The sequence below is a fragment of the Paenibacillus tyrphae genome, from assembly GCF_024158745.1.
GTDB lineage: Bacteria > Bacillota > Bacilli > Paenibacillales > NBRC-103111 > Paenibacillus_G > Paenibacillus_G tyrfis_A.
Genome location: NZ_JAMZAW010000008.1, coordinates 146,560 through 164,905, shown reverse-complemented (window position 1 = coordinate 164,905; position 18,346 = coordinate 146,560). Strand labels below are relative to the sequence as shown.

14 protein-coding genes are annotated in these 18,346 nt (G+C 55.3%); 11 read left to right on the top strand and 3 right to left on the bottom strand.

Going from position 1 to position 18,346, the window contains the following annotated elements:
- Positions 1-288 precede the first annotated feature (288 nt).
- The 7 genes from NI000_RS13835 to NI000_RS13805 all read left to right on the top strand — a co-directional run bounded on the left by NI000_RS13835 (position 289) and on the right by NI000_RS13805 (position 8,101).
- Positions 289-1,941: a peptide ABC transporter substrate-binding protein gene (locus NI000_RS13835; RefSeq protein WP_253411416.1), complete on the top strand. Its 1,653-nt coding sequence runs from the start codon at positions 289-291 to the stop codon at positions 1,939-1,941.
- Between the two features lie 102 nt (positions 1,942-2,043).
- Positions 2,044-2,979 carry an ABC transporter permease gene (locus NI000_RS13830; RefSeq protein ID WP_253411414.1) on the top strand — a complete coding sequence of 312 codons (936 nt, stop codon included), beginning with the start codon at positions 2,044-2,046 and terminating at the stop codon, positions 2,977-2,979.
- Positions 2,980-2,981: 2 nt separating this feature from the next.
- Positions 2,982-3,911 carry an ABC transporter permease gene (locus NI000_RS13825; RefSeq protein ID WP_253411640.1) on the top strand — a complete coding sequence of 310 codons (930 nt, stop codon included), beginning with the start codon at positions 2,982-2,984 and terminating at the stop codon, positions 3,909-3,911.
- A gap of 54 nt (positions 3,912-3,965) precedes the next feature.
- On the top strand, positions 3,966-4,985 hold the full coding sequence (locus NI000_RS13820; RefSeq protein ID WP_253411412.1) for an ABC transporter ATP-binding protein: 1,020 nt from the start codon (positions 3,966-3,968) through the stop codon (positions 4,983-4,985).
- A 43-nt stretch (positions 4,986-5,028) separates the two neighbouring features.
- Positions 5,029-6,480, top strand: a complete 1,452-nt coding sequence (gene pepV / locus NI000_RS13815) for a dipeptidase PepV (protein ID WP_253411410.1) — start codon at positions 5,029-5,031, stop codon at positions 6,478-6,480.
- A 276-nt stretch (positions 6,481-6,756) separates the two neighbouring features.
- On the top strand, positions 6,757-7,347 hold the full coding sequence (locus NI000_RS13810) for a sigma-70 family RNA polymerase sigma factor (RefSeq protein WP_253411408.1): 591 nt from the start codon (positions 6,757-6,759) through the stop codon (positions 7,345-7,347).
- Complete coding sequence (locus tag NI000_RS13805) at positions 7,325-8,101, top strand: DUF4179 domain-containing protein (protein WP_253411406.1); 777 nt, start codon at positions 7,325-7,327, stop codon at positions 8,099-8,101. The genes NI000_RS13810 and NI000_RS13805 overlap by 23 nt, the downstream gene beginning before the upstream one ends.
- Positions 8,102-8,142: 41 nt before the next feature.
- On the opposite strand, the gene NI000_RS13800 is transcribed toward NI000_RS13805, so the two are convergent.
- Together NI000_RS13800 and NI000_RS13795 are read right to left on the bottom strand one after the other, a co-directional pair.
- Positions 8,143-9,852: a vWA domain-containing protein gene (locus NI000_RS13800; protein WP_253411404.1), complete on the bottom strand. Its 1,710-nt coding sequence runs from the start codon at positions 9,850-9,852 to the stop codon at positions 8,143-8,145.
- Between the two features lie 74 nt (positions 9,853-9,926).
- Positions 9,927-11,234, bottom strand: a complete 1,308-nt coding sequence (locus NI000_RS13795; RefSeq protein WP_375540971.1) for an AAA family ATPase — start codon at positions 11,232-11,234, stop codon at positions 9,927-9,929.
- A gap of 213 nt (positions 11,235-11,447) precedes the next feature.
- Here NI000_RS13795 and NI000_RS13790 point away from each other — a divergent pair, with 213 nt between their 5' ends.
- The 4 genes from NI000_RS13790 (at position 11,448) to NI000_RS13775 (ending at position 15,970) form a co-directional block, all read left to right on the top strand.
- Positions 11,448-11,930, top strand: a complete 483-nt coding sequence (locus tag NI000_RS13790; protein WP_216795392.1) for a glutathione peroxidase — start codon at positions 11,448-11,450, stop codon at positions 11,928-11,930.
- Between the two features lie 209 nt (positions 11,931-12,139).
- Entirely contained in the window at positions 12,140-12,994 is an 855-nt protein-coding gene (larE, locus tag NI000_RS13785) for an ATP-dependent sacrificial sulfur transferase LarE (RefSeq protein WP_253411402.1), read from the top strand.
- A 21-nt stretch (positions 12,995-13,015) separates the two neighbouring features.
- Positions 13,016-14,008, top strand: a complete 993-nt coding sequence (locus NI000_RS13780; RefSeq protein WP_253411400.1) for a 2-hydroxyacid dehydrogenase — start codon at positions 13,016-13,018, stop codon at positions 14,006-14,008.
- 810 nt (positions 14,009-14,818) lie between these two features.
- Positions 14,819-15,970, top strand: coding sequence for a YheC/YheD family endospore coat-associated protein (locus NI000_RS13775; RefSeq protein WP_253411398.1), 1,152 nt, complete (start codon positions 14,819-14,821; stop codon positions 15,968-15,970).
- Between the two features lie 184 nt (positions 15,971-16,154).
- Here the strand turns inward: NI000_RS13775 and NI000_RS13770 are convergent, their stop codons facing one another.
- Positions 16,155-18,326 (bottom strand): HelD family protein, encoded by a 2,172-nt coding sequence (locus NI000_RS13770; RefSeq protein WP_253411396.1) that lies wholly within the window; start codon positions 18,324-18,326, stop codon positions 16,155-16,157.
- Positions 18,327-18,346: the final 20 nt, after the last annotated feature.

The following is an 18,346-nucleotide window of genomic DNA, read 5'->3' as shown; positions in this document are numbered from 1 at the left end:
TGAGGCATCGCGGCAAGCGGTCCGCAACCATAGAAAAACGATTGACTTCAAGCTGGAATCGATGGTAATATCTTCATTAAATTACTAACACGAAGGTAATAAAAAATCAAAATGTAATCGCTTTACTCATCATTTTATAAGATTTACTTATTTAAAAACACGGTTTTCCTCGTCTTTTATTAACGACAGTGGAGAAAATAAAGAAGAAAGGAGCAGGCCTACGGCTATTTTATCTTGGAAGCGCAAACAGGAATAAATTATCAATTGATCAATCCGGAGGCGTTTTACATGAAAAAATGGGCATTTTATTTCGTTAGCTTATTGTTACTGTTCAGCGTGATGTTGTCCGGCTGCAATTTTACCGGCGAAGCTCCCCAAGGCGCAGAATCGCCAAGCGGCCAACCCTCCTCGAAAGACGGGGAGCAGCCGTCAAGCGGAAAAGCAATCACCTTATCCGTGGAAACGGAGATTACGGATTTGAACCAATTTTCCGCATCCGACAATGTTGCCTTCGCCATTCTGAACAACGTCAACGAAGGGCTGTACCGTCTGGACCCCAAAAACGTTCCGCAGCCGGCGATGGCCAAAGAGGTCGATATTTCCAAAGACGGATTAACGTACACCTTTACGCTGCGCGATGGCGTGAAATGGAGCAACGGCAGCCCGGTGACGGCGGCGGATTTCAAATTTGCATGGCTCGGCTCGATGAAGCCGGAAACGTCGCTCAGCGGGTACGCCTTTATTTTGACGGATTATATTGAAGGCGGGGCGGAGTACGCCGAAGGCAAAGCGGCCGATGTTTCCGGCATTGTGGTGAAGGATGACAAGACGCTCGCGGTCAAGCTGAAAAATCCGACGCCTTTTTTCCTCCGCCTGGTTTCCTTTATTCCGTATTACCCGTTGAACGAAAAGTTCGTACAGGAAAAAGGAAAAGACTTCGCGCTGAAACCGGAAAATTTGCTGTACAACGGGCCTTTCGTGCTCACCCAATTCGATCCGGCCGGCGGCGCGGTATTGGAGAAAAATCCGAACTACTGGGACAACGGCTCGGTGAAGCTGGATAAAGTCAATATTAAAGTGGTGAAAGAAATGAACACCGCTTTGAACTTGTATAAGGTCGGGGAGCTGGATCGGGTGAATTTGTCGTCCGCCGATGTGAGCGCTAACAAAACAAGTCCCGAATTCGGCTCCGACATCGAATTTGCGACGACCTACTTGCAATTCAACTTGAAAGCCGGCGACGTATCCAACCCAAACATTCGGAAAGCGCTTCAATTGGCCTATGACAGCAAGGTTCTGGAGCAGCTTTTGAATAACGGATCGAAGGGAGCCGTAGGATTGATCCCCGATCTTATGAACGGAGCGGGCGGCAAGTCGTTCCGCGATATGCAGGGAAAGGTGATTGCGCCGGACGCCGCCAAAGCCAAGGAGCTGTGGGCTCAAGGGATGAAAGAGCTCGGTCACGCGCCGAAAATCAAGCTGCTGGTTTTGGATGATACGGTGAATAAGGATGTCGGCACGTTTCTGCAAAGCGAATTTAAAAAAAATCTCGGCGCCGAGATTGAGATCGAGTCGATGCCGAAGAAGGCCCGCAACAAGCTGATGGATGACAGCAGCTATCAGATGGCCGTCACCGCATGGGGAGCTGATTACGACGACGCCATGACGTATCTGGATCTCTGGATCAACCATACGCCTTATCGCGGGAACTACAATAATCCGAAGTACGACCGTCTAATTGCGGAAGCCAAGAAGGAAGCCGATGAAGCGAAGCGCGCGGAAATGCTGCTGCAGGCGGAAAAAATACTAGTTGGTGAGGACGCCGTCGTTGCGCCGTTATTTTATAAGGGCTACGCCTTCCTCCAGAAAAAAAATATCGAGGGACTTGTTTATCACCCCTATGGCGCGTCGTGGGATTTCAAATATGCGGCCAAAAAATAACGATGAATCATGAGGAGAGGGAGAGAAAGCGGGTTCTTTCTCTCCTTTCCTGTATGCCGACGTGGCGTGAAGGTATGAAGATCGGTACAAAGAGGTGCAGGAATGAAAAAATATATCGCCATTCGGGCTGTGTACATTTTGATCACGCTGTGGATCATTGCGACGCTGACGTTTTTTCTCATGAAGCAGCTCCCGGGATCGCCGTTTGACGAAGAAAAATTGGCTTTGCTGCCGGCTGCGGCGAAAGCGGAAATCTATGCCAAATACAGCTTGGATCAGCCGGTATGGAAGCAATATGTGCATTATATGGGCAATTTGGCGCGGGCTGACTTGGGCACTTCCTTTTTTTACAAAGGCCGGCCGGTGCTGGACATTATCTTGAACCGCCTTGTTCCGTCTGCGCTTATCGGCGTCCAGGCGATTGTGCTCGGCGTTGCGCTCGGTTTGATCCTCGGGGTGGTCGCAGCGCTGCGCCATAATACGCTGTGGGATGCGGTCACGATGTTCATTGCGGTAATCGGCGTATCGATTCCCAACTTCGTTTTTGCCGCATTGCTGCAGTATTATGTCGGGATGAAATGGGGGCTGCTGCCGGTTGCCTTTTGGAAAAGCTATTCCAGCTCCATCATGCCCTCCATTTCGCTATCGCTGATCGTCATCGCGCTTATTGCCCGGTTTGTCCGCAACGAAATGCTGGAAGTATTGCAGCAGGACTATATCGTGCTGGCAAAAGCCAAAGGGCTCAGCCCGTTCGCCATCGTATGGAAGCATGCGATCCGCAATGCGCTGATTCCTGTCATTACGATTCTGGGTCCTATCACCGTGAACATTTTGACCGGCTCGCTGGTCATTGAAAGCATATTTAGCGTGCCGGGGATCGGCAGCCTGTTTGTCGATGCCATCAAAATGAACGATTACACCACAATTATGGGCGTGACGATTTTTTACAGCGCGTTTTTTGTGCTGATTGTGCTGATCGTCGATCTGCTGTACCGGGTCATTGACCCGAGAATTCGTCTGGCGGGAGGGGAGAAGTGACCATGCTGAATTACGAATCGCGGGAACTGGACCGCTTGTTCGTCACGACCACCGTCGATCCCCACGAAAGCGAGAGCGTATCCGGCCCTCCCTTGAACGCGTTTCAGGAAAGCTGGCGGCGGCTGCGCCAAAACCGCGGGGCGCTCGTCAGTCTGTATCTTCTCCTCCTCCTCGGTCTCTTGGCTGTGGTCGGCCCTTGGATGAGTCATTATACGTACTTCGATACGAACTACAGTGCCGCTTATCAAGCGCCGAACGCCGATCATTGGCTCGGCACGGATAAATTCGGACGCGACCAGTGGGTCCGAATTTGGCAGGGCACACGCATTTCGCTGCTTATCGCCCTGCTGGCGGCGACGCTGGATCTGTGCATCGGCGTCGCGTACGGGGCCGTCTCGGCACTGCTCGGCGGCAGAACGGATACGATCATGCAGCGGATCATCGAGATTTTGGTCAGCGTGCCGAGCCTGATTGTCGTCATTCTGCTGATGATGGCGATGAAGCCGGGCATTTTCACGATTATTGTGGCGATGGTCATTACCGGCTGGGTCAACATGGCCCGCTTGGTGCGGGCACAAATTTTGAAGCTAAAAGAGCAGGAATTCGTGCTGGCCGCCCGCACGCTGGGGGCAAGCAACTCGCGTCTGATCTTGACGCATCTGGTTCCGAACACGGTCGGAGTCATTGTCATCAATACGATGTTTACGATTCCTTCGGCGATTTTTACGGAGGCGTTCCTCAGCTTTATCGGTCTGGGACTGCAGGAGCCTATGGCTTCGCTCGGCGTGCTTATCAATACAGGGTATCAATCGCTGAACACGAACTACTATTTGCTGTTGTTTCCGGCTTTGATCATTATTGTGATTATGGTGGGCTTCAATATATTGGCCGACGGATTGCGGGATGCGCTGGACCCCAGAATGCGCAAATAGCCTGAAGCGTCATGTCATGAAGCTGTGAACGAGAGAACAAGGAGCGATACGAGGATGGAGAAAATTCTGGAAGTCAAGGACCTGGAAATTTCGTTCCAAAGCTACAAGGGGGAAATCAAGGCCGTCCGCGGGGTCAGCTTCGAACTGGCAACAGGGGAGACTTTGGCCATCGTTGGGGAATCGGGCTCGGGGAAGTCGGTCACGTCCAAAGGCATCATGCGGTTGCTGCCGCATCCGTTCGGGAAGATCAAAAACGGGAAGCTTTTGTTAGCAGGCGAAGACTTGATGGAGCGCTCGGATAAGCAAATGCGGGACATTCGCGGAGCCGAAATTTCGATGATCTTCCAAGACCCGATGACGTCTCTCAATCCGACGATGACGGTAGGAAGTCAACTCATGGAAGGCTTAATGCAGCACCGGAAGCTCGGTAAATCGGAAGCGGCGGAGATTGCGCTGGAGCTGCTGAAGCAGGTTGGCGTCCCTAACCCGCAAGTGCGGATGAAGCAATACCCGCACCAATTTTCCGGGGGCATGCGGCAGCGTGTGGTGATTGCCATTGCGCTCGCCTGCAACCCGAAAGTGCTGATCGCGGATGAGCCTACCACGGCGCTGGACGTCACGATTCAAGCGCAAATTCTGGACTTATTGAAGGAGCTGCAGCGGGAAAAGGGGACGTCCATTATTCTCATTACGCATGATTTGGGAGTCGTCGCCAATATCGCTCATCGGGTAGCCGTCATGTATGCCGGGCAAATTGTCGAGACCGGAACGGCGGACGAAATCTTTGTTGACCCGAAGCATCCGTATACGTGGGGCCTGCTCTCCTCGATGCCGAAAATCCATGAGCAAACCGAAGCGCTGCTGAGCATCCCCGGGACGCCGCCCGATCTGATCCATATGCCGGCCGGCTGCGCTTTTGCCGCCAGATGTCCTTACGTCATGGAAGTGTGCCGGGCTTTGCCGCCGAGAACGTCGGCCATCACGGGGACCCATCAGGCCGCTTGCTGGCTGTTGGACGAAAGAGCCCCGCGTATTCAGCCGCCGCAAGGTGTGGCGGGGAGAGCTGCGCGATGAATGGTTTGCAGGGCGCAAGACCATGAAAGGGGAATAGGTAAAGGTGAAATCAATCAACTGGACCGAGGAAGTGTGGGCAAGGAAAGAAGCGCTGCTAAGCGACCTTACGGAGCTGCTCAAAATCCCGAGCGTTAAAGATGTAAGCACCAGCGAGGCGGGCAAGCCGATGGGGCGGGAGATCGCCCGGGCGTTGGAGTTAATGCTGGGACTTGCGGAGCGCGAACAGTGGCGGACATGCAGCTTGGACGGCTACGCGGGTTATGCGGAATATGGCCCGGCCGAGAGCGCCGATTATATCGGAGTGCTGTGTCATCTGGACGTTGTCCCGGTGCCCGGACCATGGACTTCTCCGCCCTTTGAACCGGAGGTCCGTGACGGAAAATTGTACGCGCGCGGAGCGATCGACGACAAAGGGCCGACGATGGCGGCATTTTATGCGATGAAAATCGTCAAGGAGTTGGGCCTTCCGCTGAAGCATCGGGTACGGATCATCTTCGGCACGGACGAGGAGCATACGATGAGCTGCATGGAATATTACCGGCGCATCGAAAAGATGCCGGTGGCTGGGTTCGCGCCGGATGCGGAATTTCCGATCATTCATGCGGAAAAGGGGCAGATCAATACGAGAATCGTTCTGCAGAAAAGCGGCGATGCCGGCGAACAAGAGGGGACGGGACAAGGGATTGTAGAATTAGTTTCCTTCCATTCCGGGAGTGCGGCGAATATGGTTCCCGAATCGGCGGAAGCTGCGGTGACCGGCGAGCTTTCGCTCCTCGCGGCGTTGGCCGGGCAATTTAGCGATTATTGCAGTAGAAATCGTCTGAAAGGCGCGGCGTCCGTTCAAGATGGGACGCTCGTCTTGACTTTGCAAGGAAAGGCTGCGCACGGCATGGAGCCGCAGTTAGGCATGAACGCCGGGCTCAAGCTCGTTCATTTTCTGAGGGATTACGATTTTCAGCCCGATGCGCAGCATTTTATCGCCTGCCTGGACGAATATTTTTACGACGATCCTGCGGGGCGGCGCATCGGGATCGATTGCGAAGACGAGATTATGGGGCCGTTGACGGTGAATGTGGGGATTATGCGGTATGCGGCTTCGTCGGAACCTTCGTTTGCCTACCTCAATATCAGGTTTCCGCTTGTGGCGGATGAGTTGCGGCACGTTGAGACCATTCGCGACAAGGTCGGGAAGTATCGTTTTGCCATGGAACCGCCGATTCTGAAAAAGCCGCACCATGTTGCCAAGGATCATCCGATGATCGCAGCGCTTCAGGCTATTTATCATGAAGAAACTTCGCTGGAGCCTGAACTGCTGACAACGGGCGGGGGCACATATGCCAGCTTTCTGGATAACGGCGTCGCGTTCGGTGCGTTGTTTCCGGGAAAAGAAAACGTCGCTCATCAGACGGACGAATATATAGAGATCGAGGATTTGCTCAAAGCGACCGTCATTTATGCCAGAGCGATTTATGAGCTGGCTAATTTGGATTTTTAATCATATTCGCCTGCGTTTTCCTTTCGTAGCATTCGGAGCTACGTACGGATCGCAGGCGAATGTGCGTTTTTGGACGAACCTCCTCACATCCTAATCCATCGAACGAAAAAGCCCTTCTGACAACCCCTTCCTTTCCAAACGTAACCACCGACATCCGATACCGGCTATTTGCGGTATAATAAACTTTTTTAACGCGAAATATTTTTTATCATTTCCAGTGAACCTTATGGGGCGGCGGAGCCAATACATCGTGTATACAATTTCGGGAGGCCTCCAATGGATAACGAACAATTGAACGTCTGGCTTGACCGGCTGATGGACGGCGATCCGGACGCTTTTGAAGTGATTTACGGCATGACCAAGAACAAAGTGTATGCGACCGTGGCCGCATTGGTGGCTCATCCCGCCGATGTCAACGACATTGTGAGCGAGATTTATTTTCAGCTATGGAGGGCCTTGCCGGGCTACGACCGCACGCGTCCTTTTCTGTTCTGGTTAAACGGGATCGTCATTAGGCAAATTCACAGCTGGCGGCGGCAGCTTTGGAGAAGATTCCGTTTGCTTGAGAAAAAAAACCGTTTGAGCGTGGAGCCGCATGTGGAACGGCCGGAGGAACCGGTGCTGGAGAACGAATCGCAAAGAGAAATGCAGCGCTTGATCAATCAACTGCCGTTCAAGCTGCGCATCGTGATTATATACCGCTTTTACTATGATTTTTCGCACGAGCAGGTAGCGGAGCTGTTGCAAATTCCGCTCGGTACGGTCAAATCCAGAAATCATCTGGCCTTGAAGCAGCTGCGCAAATGGTTAGACACTCAAGCAAATGAGGAGGCTTGTTCCGAACATGTCAATCTCGGACGAAATTAAACAATCGCTGACGAAGCAATTCGACAAGACGCAAGTTCCGGCAGACGTCGATCAGCGGGTAAGGCAATCTTTCGTACAATTTCATGAGAAAAAGGAGAACAAGAAAATGAAAAAAACGATCATCGCTCTTAGCATTGCGGCAGCCGTATTAATCCCGACAGGCGCTTATTCGCTCACCAGCTCTTATTTTGCCAAGGATCAGGCGGACATCAACGGATTGGTCGGCAGCGGGGTAAAACGCGCGGTGTCCGAAGGGCTGTCGGTGCCGATCGACCGCAAAATAACGGATCAAGGCATTACGATACATTTTAAAGAAGTGTATGTCGAGGATACCAAGATTCTGGTTCATTACCGGATCGAGAAGCCGGATGGCACGCTCGTTCCTTGGGAATTCGATACGACCGGGCTGCAGGTTATTTCCGACGGGAAAAAAGACGGCAAGCAGGTGGAAAATCCGACTTACCAGGAACCGGGTGTGGAAGGTTTCAGCCAGATGAGCTTTATCGGCACGGGACGGAAAGACCGTCTTCCGTTTCGCCTGACCGACGCTGCGGGCAAAGAAATCGAGACGGGCATTGCGGACAAGGATAAGCCGGAAGGGGTGATCGCCCTCGTGACGAGCGGCGCTTCATTGCCTCAATCGATTAAGCTTAATCTGGATATCGACCGCATCGGCAAAACAAAGGGGAGCTGGAAGGGAGATATCGCCATCGATCAAAGCAAGGCCAAGCAGGCCACCGAAGCGGCTCGATAAGGACGGCTTTGTTGAATAAAGGGGTAGGGGAAAATTTCCCTCTACCCCTTTGCGCTAAACACGTCCAGCAGCAGCTCTTCGCTTTGCTGCGTTTCCCATGTGGCGGCAAAGCGCACTTGATGCGACACGCCCAAAATCTCGTAGCGCTGGGCGAGATGCTGGCGCGCCGTACCGACGATCAGCGAGTGCAGGCGCACCTGCTTCGAACGGCCGAGCTCAGCCAGCGCTTCGCGGACGGGCGGGGAGACCGCGCCGACGCCGTCGGTGACCATGACGAAATCGGCGTCATGGTAGCGCGGCTCGGCGGACACGAGCTCGATGCCGCGCCGCAGCGGGGCATCGAAGTGCGTGCCGCCGCCGAAGGCGAGCTGCGACAGGGCGTAGAACGCCGGCCAGTCGGGCTTGCGCCAGTAGAGCGGGTGCTCGACCAGCTCGCCGCGGGCGCCGAACAGCAGCAGCCGAAAGTCGCGCTTCTCCAGCAGGCTGAAGGCGGCGAATGTGGCGACGAACAGTTGGGCGAGCCGCAGCTTGCTGCCGCGCATCGAATGCGACGTGTCGAGCATGCAGACGACCGGCCCTTTCAGGGGCTCGCAGGTCCAGCCCGTGACGTTGTAGGTGAGCAGCTTGCGCTCCAGCCACTTGACCATAAAATACGCTTCGTAGTCTTCGTCGGCCAGCAGACTCGCTTCGCTGGGCAGCATATGCGTGATATCGCCGGAGTGCCGAAGGTCGTCGTAGCTTTCGGGGATGCGCGGCGACCGGACCTTCCGGCGCTGCGCCTTCAAATGCTGTACGTTCCGGCCGATTTCCTGCAAGAAGGCGATGAGCTCGGGGTGGCGCTTCAGCTTCTCGACCCATTGCAGGTAATTGGCGAACTGCTGCCGGTGCAGCCGCCCGAGATCGCTGCCCCAGCGCCGGTTGGCGATCCGCTGGCTCGCTTGCAGCAGCTCGAACAGGTTCAAGCTTTCACTGTCTTCGCGGCCGAGCGATTCCTGCAGCGCCCGGTTGAGCCAGCCGCCGAGCTGGGCTTCCAGCTCCCGCAGCGTCTCCCGGTCGCGGCGCTCCAGCCGCTCGATCCGCTTCTCGCGCTCGCCGAGTTCGGCTTCGGCTTTCTGTAGCTTCTGCCGGAGCTTGTCGCGCCGGACGAAGTCGGTCCGCATCTCTTCCTGCAGCGACCGGATGCGTTCCTTCAACGTGCCGATCTCCGCTTCCACAAGCGGCCGGCTGTCCAGTGCGGCCTGCTTCTCCTCGACGTTGCGCTTGCCGCGCTGCAGCGTGTAGCCGACAAGCCGCAGCTGCTCGATCTGCTTCTCGTTCAAGCGCTCCTGTACCTGCGGTTGGTCCTCGCCTTGCCCTTGACGGCTCTCGCTGAGGCCGATCGTCCGAAGCTGCTGCTCCTCCTGCTTGCGCCGCTTCACTTCGTCTTCGAACGTTTGCGTCAGCCACATGAGCGCCTTCAGCGCCGTTTTGAACGAGGCGTTGACCTCGCCCGTCGTCCGAGGATGGATTGTGCGGTAAAAAAACTGCTTCTGCAGCTCCGCCACAAGCCAGCGATGGAACGGCGCCGCCTCCTGGCTGCGGTCAAGCTCGGGGCGGGCCAAATAGAAACACATGAAAAAATCGGCAAACAGCTCCACCGAAAACCACGGCGTTTGCGCCTTGGCCTCGCGAATCCACTCCTGCGCGGCGCGGGAGGAATGGACGTACCCGTCAAATACGTAGCGGTCGATTTTTGCCGACCGGATGATCATGCCGAATCACCTCGCTGCCGAGGAAGTCCGGTGAATGATCCGCTTGCGCTGCGGCATGTTCATTCATCGGGCTTCTAGAGTGTGTAGTCGTATTGAACGCCCGGAATTTCGCGGTCGAACAGCGTCCGGTACAGCCCTTGCATCGATTGCAAAATGCGTTCCCCCTGGATGCGCAGGTGCGTATATTTTACCGCATACTCCGCCGTTTGCAGCAGCAGGAAATTGCGGTTGCGGATGTAACCGGGCAAGTCTTTTTCCCGCTGCAGCCACTGGACCAGCTTGCTTTGCAGCTCCCGAGCTTTTTCCTCCAGCTCCAGTCGGCATTCCTCCAGATTGGCTCTTGCCTTGTCCTGTTCTTCCTTGCTCAGCCGGCCGCCGACTTCTTTTTTGAACTGAAACGCGTGAAGCGCGTCTTCTTCTTCGAGCCAGTGCTTGGCGATCCGGTCGTAGCGGCGGAGAGGCAGTTCTTTTTCCGTCTCCTGCTTGAGCCCCTCCTGAAACACCTTCTGAAAGATCTCCTTCAGCGTACCGTAATCCTCCGGCAAATCCCACAGCATATGCGGGGTATAGACGGTGTCCCACACGGTGACTTCGCGGCGGCCGTTCAGCGCGGCCGACGTTTTCCACACTTGCCCGATTTTGCGCCAGCGGCGGTCGGACAAGGCGAATTCCTTCGCTTCCAGCTCGGTTTTGAGCTGGTACAGCATATAAATCAGCGTTTCGGGGATGACGACATCCGTGCTCGCCCGCCGGACGGTCTCGATATCCCGCAGCGAAAGCAGGGCAGGGAGCGGTTCGCCCGGAAGCTGGAACATTTTCTCGTAGCTTGACATTTGTTTCAAGTATCCGACCTCGTAGCGGATCAGGAAGCGGTCGTACAGCGCGGCAAGCTGTTCGTTTTCCTCCGGCAGCTCGTTGGAGGCGGCGATCAGAAACAGCAGCGGCACGTCTTGCTTCTCCTGTCCGTTGAAAAACACCCGTTCGTTCAGGATGGACAGAAGCGCATTCAAGATGGCGCTGTTCGCCTTGAAGATTTCGTCGAGAAAAGCGAAGTCCGCCGCAGGCAAATAGCCGTCCGTCTGCCGGACGTATTGATCGGCTTTGAGCCGCTGAAGCGATACGGGTCCGAACATCTCGTCCGGCGTCGTGAAGCGCGTCAGCAAGTAGTCGAACCAGCGTCCGCTTCCGAACAATTGGGAGAGGGCCCGGGCAAGCTGCGATTTGGCGGTGCCGGGCGGGCCGATCAGCAGGGCGTTCTCACCGGCCATCAGACCGAGCAGCAGCACCCGGATCAGTTCTTCGCGTTCGAGAAAGCGGGCTTCCAAATGCCCGATCGCTTGCTCCAGTTTATGGCGTATCGATTCCAGCTCGTTCATATCCATCGTCGCATCCCGTCCGGACGTTGCAGCCGTCAGGCTTGTACGAAAATAGGACGGAGACGCTCCCTCCCTCGATCGTTATGTTTTCCTGTGACATCCATTTTCATATTGTAGCAGACCACGGCTCTTTTCTCTAATGATCGTATATTTTTCATTCCAAACCGCTACATGCTACAATAGAGTTCAGGGCATTTATGGAAAAAGGAGCGATGGAACATGTCGGTTTACGATTTTTCGGCGACAACGATTCAAGGCGCGGACAAGCCGCTGTCGGACTACCGGGGCAGCGTGCTGCTGATCGTCAACACGGCGAGCGCCTGCGGCTTAACGCCGCATTACGAAGGACTTCAGAAGCTGTACGAAACTTATAAGGATCAAGGTCTGGTCGTGCTCGGCTTCCCGTGCAACCAATTTGCCGGACAGGAGCCCGGGACGGAGGCCGAGATCGCACAGTTCTGCGAAACGCGCTATAACGTGACGTTCCCGCTCTTTGCCAAAATCGATGTCAAGGGAGAGCACGCGCATCCGCTGTATCAATATTTGGTCTCGCACGTGCCCGAGCCTTACCGGACCGGGGATATCGAATGGAACTTCGTGAAGTTTCTGGTCAACCGCCAAGGCGAAGTCGTCAAGCAGTACGCTGCGCGCACGGAGCCGGCGGCCATCGAGGGAGACATTCAAAAGCTGTTAAGCGAATAAGCGGCGAGGCGAGCAGTCTGTTCCGTACCGGGACAGGCTGTTTTTGCCGTTCAAGCGGGGGAGAAGTCGTGCCTTCGAAAAAATACACCTTTTTCCGAAAGGAAAAACGGTCTATAATAAACAGGTATGAAGCGGTATAGCCGTAGATTGCAAACGTGTGCAACCAGATCGATTGACGCTGCGGCTTGCGCAAAAGGGAGGCTGGACCTATGGCAACCATAGAGCAAGTTATAGATCAAAAATACGCCAAGCTCGGGGAAATTTTGCAGTCGATGAACAAAGTCGTCGTCGCGTTCTCCGGCGGGGTGGACAGCGCTTTTCTGCTCAAGGCGGCGCTTGAATTTATGGGCAAGGACCGGGTGCTTGCCATTACGGCCGATTCGGAGACGTATCCCGAACGGGAGAAGCTGGAAGCGATTGCGCTTGCCGGAAGCTTGGGCGCACCGCATGAGGTCATTCACACAAGCGAGCTGGATATTCCCGGGTATGCGGAAAATCCGACGAACCGGTGCTATTTTTGCAAAAACTCGCTGTTCGATCATTTGATTCCGATCGCCCATGCGCGCGGCTATGAGCACGTCGTGTTCGGCGCCATCGCCGACGACCTCGGGGAGCACCGTCCCGGGCTGCAGGCCGCTCATGAACGGGGGGTCCGGGCGCCGCTGCTGGAAGCGGGCCTGAAGAAATCGGAAATTCGCCATCTGTCCCGCAAATTCGGTCTGGCCACTTGGGATAAGCCGTCGTTCGCCTGTTTATCTTCGCGTATTCCGTACGGGGAAGCCATCACGGCGGTGAAGCTGTCCATGATCGACCGCGCGGAAGACTTCCTGATTCAGCTCGGTTTCCGCCAAGTGCGCGTGCGCCAGCACGATACGCTGGCGCGGATCGAGGTGCCCGCATCGGAGCTGGCCGACGTGCTGGCCGTCGCCGAGACGGTTCACGCGAAGCTGAAGGAGATCGGCTACGCCTACGTGACGATGGACTTGAAGGGGTACCGTTCGGGCAGCTTGAACGAAGTGCTTTCGCCGCAGGAGCAATCGGTTCAAGCGGCTGCGCAGGCGTAAGTTCGGAGAGGAGCCGATTCGATGAGCAAACCGAAAATTTATATTTCCAAAGCGATCCCTGAACCGGCGCTTGCTTATCTGGAGCAGCACTGCGAGTGCCGGATGTGGGACGGACAAGGCGCCGCATCCAGACAAGGGCTTCTCGCAGAGCTTCACGATGTAGAAGGGCTGCTGACGACCGGAGGTCCGATCAACCGGGAGCTGCTGGACCATGCCCCCAAGCTGCGGGCGGTCAGCAGCATTTCGGTCGGGTACAATCACTTCGATCTGGAAGCGATGAAAGCCCGCCGGGTCATCGGAACGAATACGCCGCACGTGCTGGACGAGACGGTCGCGGACCTAGTGCTGTCACTTATGCTGTCCGCGGCACGGCGTATCTCCGAGCTGGATGCGTTCGTGAAGCAGGGCCGCTGGCAGCGGGGCAAAGGGCTGACCGACGAATATTTCTTCGGCATGGACGTGCACCATCAGACGCTCGGCATCATCGGGATGGGCCGGATCGGCGAAGCGATCGCCAAGCGCGCGGTGGACGGCTTCGGCATGAGCCTGCTATATCATAACCGCAGCCGGAAGCCGGAGACGGAAGAAAGGTTCGGCGCTCGCTACTGCAGTTTGGACGAGCTGCTGCGGGAGTCGGATTTCGTCGTGATGATGACGCCGCTGACGCCGGAGACGGAACGAATGATCCGCTTGGAGCACTTCAAAATGATGAAGCCGACGGTATTCTTCATCAACGCTTCCCGCGGGAAAACGGTGGACGAGCAGGCACTGATTCAAGCCTTGCAAACCGGACTCATCCGGGGCGCGGGACTAGATGTGTTCGATCCGGAGCCACCGAGCCCGGACAATCCGCTGCTGCATATGCCGAACGTGGTTACGCTGCCGCATATCGGCTCGGCGACAGCCAAGACCAGGCTCGATATGGCGATGCTCGCCGCACGCAATCTCGTCGCCGCCCTGACCGGCGGACACCCGCCGAATGTCGTGCCGGAGCTGCGGGAGCTGCTTGAGTAGTCGTGTCGTATGATGTTGTAAGTTTAAAAGCCGCTGAATGTGGCTCAGAGTGCTGAGAAAGTGGTCAAATGGGATTATAGAGGTTACGAAGGGGTAGGGTATCCACTTCCGACCGCTGTTGTCCTCGGGAAATTTGATTGGAAGCCGCTTAGTAGCGGACATTTCCCGAAGACAAAGGCGGCCGCTATCGCTTCTCCAGTGGATACCCCACCTCCGTATGCTTCTCTATTTTTGTCAAAGACCACTTTCTCAACAAAACTCAGCCGCTGAATGCGGCTTTTTTGCGTGTCATGATCTAGGGAAAAGCGAGAGCCATAGGGAAATTCGCAGCCGATTATTTCTTTCACTGTCGCTGAATACAGCCGGCCCGAAGGTTTATCCGATATAGCGGAAGCCAAATGCTTTATTCGTGTCGAAAAATGTTTATTTGTTGAGAAATACGATGGATAGCTACATCTGAGTTCCGCTATTGCACAAAAAATGACAAAATGTAGGGGATAACGAACATCAGTTCCTCTAACTCGAAAGCGGCTGCTAAAGTGTCGGGGCCACACAGGAACGATGCTGGTAATCGGCGATCAAGGGATGGTAAAAGATCTGGACAAATTGAAGGTTCGACGAGGTTCCACCGCAGCCTTATCAAGAATGCGAACCAAATGATCATCTGGCCATCGAGATTTCTACATTGGCGGTAGAACGGGCATGGCGATGCGATTTATCCGATTGGGTGTTCAAGCGTATAGGCACGTACCGTTACGAAATGCGGACTGCGAGTATATATTGCTTCATCACAACTAGACGGAGGCCTGTATGAAAAAGCTGACTGTAGGCATTCTCGCTCATCGAGAAGGTAATATATTTCCGAACTCCAAGTTTTTGAGCGACCTTGTAACGGAAGGGAGGAAGCTAGGGGCTAACGTATACGTATTTTCTCACAAGGACGTACAAGAAGAAAGCAGGACGATTCACGGCTTTACTCCGACATCCGAAGGGAGATGGGCGGGAGCGGCTCGCACCTGGCCTGATGTCGTAATCGATTTCTGCCGAAAGCTGTACAAACCGTTTCGCGATATGCGCCGTCGCAAGGATTTGTTCGTTTATGCCAATCATAAATTTACTTACAAATGGAAAGCGATGAAGCTGTTTGCCGAATCCGACAAGTTAAAGCGCTGGATCCCCAGGACGTTTCTTTACTCGCCACAAGCGCTAGAACAGATGATTGAGAAATATGACTTAGTCTATGTGAAGCCGGGGAATGGGACCGGTGGGCATGGCGTTCTTAAAATCAAGAAAACGGGCGGCGGCTACCGGCTTCAAGGACGAAAAAGGTCAGGCCGTGTCGTGGCAACGCCGGTAATGACCAAACAGAGGGTCATTCGTTGGATTAACCGTTGGGTGCAAACTGAAAAAATACGATCCGGTTCCTTTATGGTCCAGCAAGGGTTGGATTTGCAGCTTATCCCCGGTCGACAGGCGGATGTTCGATTGCTGATTCAAAAGAACGAGATTGGAAACTGGGAAGTGACCGGCAAAGTTTTGCGCGTAGGCGCTAAGAATAGCCCGACCACGAATTTAATCTACGGGGATGGGAAAGTGCTGGTATTTAAGACTTTCATCAAATCCCGTTTCGGATTGGATAAGGCGAAAGAAATTGAGCTGGAATGCGAGAAGCTTGCTCATCGGTTGATGGAAGTTGTGGAAGAGCGGTTTGGTTCTATGGTCGAGTTTGGATTGGATGTGGGAATTGATGTCAACGGAAAAGTATGGCTGATTGAGGCCAATCCTAAACCAGGGCACATGGCCTTCATTAAGTCGAAAGAAATGGTCACTTACCGAAAGTCCATCAGGCGGCCGATTCAATATGCCATGTATTTGGCCAATGAACAATTGGGCGAAGAAATAAACGATCCAATTTTTGAACAGGCAATCATGGAAAAGAACCTCGAAATGGATGATCTCTAGCATGATGGCGCCAGGTCAAAAAAAGTACAATAAAGCCAGGCGGAACACCTGGCTTTATTGCCGGAAAAGCAGGTTTAATTCAGTCTGCGTTTTGACGGAAGGGACAGTTGGTCCATGCCTCATCGCTTTTGGTTGCGGATAAGTTCCCTTAGTCGTGATCGAAAGCAGATGGCCGGTACCTGCGTTACAGCCCGGCCTTCACAAAATCCCCTTGTACGCCGGCGATCAGCGGGGATGGCTCGCCAGAGTAGTACAGCTTCAGCTCGTGTAGAGCCCGGGTGCAGCCGACATAGAGCAGCTTCGCGTCCTGCGGCGTCTGCGCGTAATGGACCGGATCGACGTCCACGAGCAGGACGGAATCGAACTCGAGTCCTTTGGCCATGTACACCGGAACGACGGAGACGCCGCCCTCGTACTGCTGCTGGCCCGGGACGATCAGGTTCACGCCGTCGCATTCGGCGGCGAGCAGCTGCGCGTGCAGCTCGCGGCACCGCTCCTCCGTGCGGGCGAGGACGGCCAGCGAGCCTGCGCCCTCGCGCTGCCGGTGTTCCTGCACGGCGTTGGCCACACGCTTCGCCAGCGCCGGGCCGTCCGCCTGCGCGAGCTCGACCGGCTCGCCGCTGCGGAATACCGGCACCGCCAACGCCGGCGGTTCGGCTAGTCCACGCTTCAGCACTTCGTTTGCGAAGTAAATGATTTCCATCGTCGACCGGTAGCTGCGGTTCAGCGTATAATACGCGCGGTTCTCTTCCGGGAACAGCGCCAGCAATTCGTGCCAATCCCGAACGCCCTGATAAGCGTGGATGCCTTGCGACAAATCGCCGAGAATCGAGAACGAACCGTTCTTCGTGTGCAGTGCCAGCAGCGCCACCTGGAATGGCGAGAAATCCTGCGTTTCGTCGATGACCGTATGATCGAAGCGCAGATCGCCGTGAATGCCTTCGAAGCGCTGGCGAATATAAAGCAGGGGAGCGAGATCTTCCGGCTGCACCAGCTTCTTCTTGGCCGCCGTGAGCGTGGATTGCCGCAGGTCCTCGGGAATGAACCGCTCATCCGCCTCGGATACGAAGGGCAGGGCGCCGGACTCCGCCGTGCGGAACAGCTCCTTATAGAAGCCGAACGGCGAATAGGCCGGCCATTGCTTGCCGTAATCGCGAAGACGGGCTGCACCGCGCTTTTTGTAATCCTTCTTCAGATGGACCTCCCATACTTTATCCAGCTCCATCTCCAGCCAGCGCTTGATCCGGGCCAGCACCCGCTCGCGGCGCTTCATCAGCGGCTCGTGCTTGTATTCCACCGCGTACCAGTCGCGGATGGTGCGGTACGGGAGCTTGGCACCGTCCCACGGAACAAAATCCGTCTGCGGCACCGCCTGCAGCTCGTACGCGTTCAAGAGCCCGTCCAGCCACTGCATGAAGCGGAGCGAGCCCTTAAACCGGCCGGGCGCCGTATCGTCCATGACCGGACGCGCCGCGCCGACGGCGAACCAATGCCGCAGCGCCTGTGCCGGATCGGCCAGCTTGACCTCATGGTCCAGCAGCTCCAGCGCCCAGTCGGAGAAGGTAGTCTGCTGAATATGCCCGACGCCAAGCTCAGGCAGAACGCCGGAAATATAATCGAGAAACATGCGGGAAGGGGCGAATATGATCATTTTTTCCGCTTTGACTTGATCCCGGTATTGGTAGAGCAGGTAAGCGAGCCGGTGCAGGGCCACGGTCGTTTTCCCGCTTCCGGCGACGCCTTGAATGACGAGCGCATGGTTTTTGCCGGCCCGGATGATCGCATCCTGCTCCGCCTGGATCGTCGAGACGATGTCGCGCAGCTTGTTGTCCTTGTTCTCGCCGAGCCGGTACAGCAGGAACTCGTCCGTGACCGCCATCGCGTCCGATTCGCGGTCGAACGTATCGACCACACGCTGTAAAATTTGCTTGCGGATCACGAGGTTGCGCTTCAAGTAGACGAGCCCTTGCACGACGCCGTCCGGCGAATCGTAGCTGGCCGCTTCGTTGCCGCCCGTGAACGAATAAAAAAGGCTCGCTACCGGAGCGCGCCAATCGATCACCATCAACTCGGGAGAGTCCGCCTTTTCCACGCCGGACTTGCCTATATAGAACGGGGCCGGACCGGGCTTTCCCGTTTCGTGAAAATCCAGTCTGCCGAAGTAAGGTTCGGGCAGCGCGTGCGCTAAGCTGCGCCGTTTATTTTCGCGGATCGACTCCAGCACCTGCTCCGTCATATCGTGTCCCGTATAGGGCGGAATAGCCTGAAGTGCCTCCAAATGTCTTTCCATTTCTTGTATCGTTTGCTCCAGTCGTTCTTTTTCCTCCAAGTAAGCGCTTTGCAGACCGGATTCCATGGTCCGTACCTCCGTTCGTG